This is a genomic window from Methylibium sp., assembly GCF_013817365.1.
In the GTDB taxonomy this organism is placed as follows: domain Bacteria; phylum Pseudomonadota; class Gammaproteobacteria; order Burkholderiales; family Burkholderiaceae_C; genus Methylibium.
The window spans coordinates 1-2,558 of the sequence record NZ_JACDCU010000520.1 but is presented as its reverse complement, the minus strand read 5'-3'; the positions used below and the strand labels follow the sequence as shown (position 1 = coordinate 2,558).

Annotated in this window: 2 protein-coding genes; both read left to right on the top strand. The window is 67.0% G+C overall.

Features of this window, described 5'->3' with window-relative positions:
* Window positions 1-79 precede the first annotated feature (79 nt).
* Entirely contained in the window at window positions 80-1,315 is a 1,236-nt protein-coding gene (gene istA / locus H0W38_RS20750; protein ID WP_292449659.1) for an IS21 family transposase, read from the top strand.
* Window positions 1,312-2,148, top strand: coding sequence for an IS21-like element helper ATPase IstB (istB, locus tag H0W38_RS20745; RefSeq protein WP_292449657.1), 837 nt, complete (start codon window positions 1,312-1,314; stop codon window positions 2,146-2,148). The genes istA and istB overlap by 4 nt, the downstream gene beginning before the upstream one ends.
* Window positions 2,149-2,558 lie beyond the last annotated feature (410 nt).

The window sequence follows — 2,558 nt, the reverse complement described above, 5'->3', positions numbered from 1 at the left end:
GTGCGGGGGGCATGCCCCCCGCACATCGGCGGCGGTCAAAGCACCCCACCTGCAATCCCAAAACGGAAGGGGCAGGCAGGTGATCACACTGGGAGAGATCGTCTTGATCCACGATTTGAAGCGGCAGGGGCTCAGCGTCTCGGCCATCGCGCGCAAGCTCGGGATGGACCGCAAGACGGTGCGCAAGCACCTTGAGGTCGGCATGGCGTCGCCAGCCTACAGCCCGCGCGCCGCGCAGCCTCGGTTGATCGCGCCGTACGAGGATTACCTGCGCGCCCGCATCACGGCCTGGCCGGACCTGTCGGGCAAGCGGCTTTTGCGCGAGTTGAAGGAGCGCGGCTACCCTGGCTGCTACAGCGTCGTCACTGACTTTCTGCGCGACGCCCGGCCGGCAAGGGCGCAGGTCTTCGAACGCCGCTTCGAGACCGCCGCTGGCAAGCAAGCGCAGGTCGACTTCGCCCAGTTCCGGGTGGAGTTCACCGATCAGCCCGGGGTCGCGCGCATCCTGTGGCTGTTCACGATCATCCTCGGGCACAGCCGCTGGATCTGGGGCCGGTTCTGCGCGACGCAGGATCTGCAGACCGTCCTGCGCTGCCACATCGACGCCTTCGCCGCCATGGACGGTGCTCCGTCCGAGCTGCTGTACGACCGCATGAAGACGGCGGTGATCGGCGAGGACGCAAATGGCGTCGTCCAGTACAACGCCTCCCTCGTCGCGCTGCTCAACCACTACGGCGCCATACCCCGCGCCTGTCGGCCCTATCGGGCCAAGACGAAGGGCAAGATCGAACGGCCCTACCGCTACGTGCGGCAGGACTTCTGGCTCGCGCGCGGCTTCCGCAACCTCGACGATCTCAACGCCCAGTTCGACCACTGGCGCACCCGGATCGCCAATCCCAGGGTGCACGCCACGACGCGCCGCGTCGTCGACGAGCACTTCGCCGAGGAGAAGCCGGCGCTGATCGCGCACCCCGCCATCCCCTACAGCGCGGTGCTGACCATCGAGCGGCGCGTCAGCCGCGAGGGCATGGTCTCGGTCGGCGGCAATCTCTACAGCGTCCCCGACACCGCCCGAAAGCGCGTCCTCGACGTGCAGAACCACCCCAGCGAAGTGCGCATCTTCGAGGACGGCGCGCTGATCGCGGCCCATCCGGTTTTGGAGGGCAAGAACCAGCGCCGCGTCGATCCCGCTCATCGCAAGGCGCCGCCGCCCGCTGCGCTTGATGCGCCGCCGCAGACAAGCGTCGGCGTCAGGCCGCTCAGCTTCTACGACGCGGTCGCCCGTCGCCTGGCCAGCGAAGGCGCCGCGCGATGACCCAGACGCTCGACCGCATCCGAGCCAGCCTCGTCGGCCTGCGCATGCCCTGCGCGCTGGAGGCGCTCGATCACACCATGCGCCAGCTGGAGCGCGGCGAGATCGGCGCGCTGGAGGCCATCGACGCGCTCCTGGCTGAAGAGCACGCCACCCGTGAGACCCGCCGCATCGGCGTCTCGCTCAAGACGGCCAGGCTGACGCCACCGAAGACGCTCGAGAGCTTCGACTTCACCTTCCAGCCCTCGCTCGATCGCGGCCGCATCATGGCGCTCGCCCAGCTCGACTTCGTCGCCCGCGCCGAGGTCGTGCATTTCCTCGGCCCACCCGGAACAGGAAAATCCCACCTCGCGACCGCGCTCGGCGTCGCCGCAGTGAAGGCCGGCCGGAGGGTCTATCGCGCCACGCTGGCCGAGCTGATCGAGGCGCTCGGCCGCGCCGAGCGCGAGGGCCGCCTGATCGAGAAGATCCGCTTTCTCGGTCGCAGCAGCCTGCTCATCGTCGACGAGATCGGCTACCTGCCGATCACGCCCGGCGGCGCCAATCTCTTCTTCCAACTCGTCAACGCCCGCTACGAGAAGGGTGCGATGATCCTTACCTCGAACCGCGGCTTCGCCGAATGGGGGGAGGTGTTCGGCGATCCCGTCGTGGCCACCGCGCTGCTCGACCGGCTTCTGCATCACGCCGTCGTCGTCCAGATCGAGGGCGCCAGTTACCGCCTTCGAGCCCACACCGACCTCATCCCTGAGCACACGCGCTCGCACGCCGCCATCACCCCGCCGCCGCCACCAAAACGACGCGGCCGGCCGCCAAAAATCGGAGCCGCGCATGCCTGATCCCCGCTGACAGGAAATCCCGAAAGTGGGGAATTTTCACTCGGCACTTCTGGGGATTTTTCATTCGGCATTTACAGCGTGTCCGGCGACCGGCCAAAAAACCGGCTGAACTTCGACACCGCATGCACGTAGGATCGTTGCGTCGCCGGCGAAAGATGCGGACCGTCATGTCCTCGATCATGCGGCGGCGCAAAGGGCTGGTCTCGGCCATGGGAAAGCTCCTGACTGGAAAGGGGTCTCAGCAACCCAAACCTTCCAGTTAGGAGCACCACCCGCGAAGGTGCGGTGAGTTCCACGGTGAAGCGCAACACCGCAGGCGGATGATGTATCCGTCTGTCACCAAACAGAGAACGGTGTTGCCATGTCAGGATATTCTCACCTCACGGCCGAGGAGAGAGACCGGATCGCCG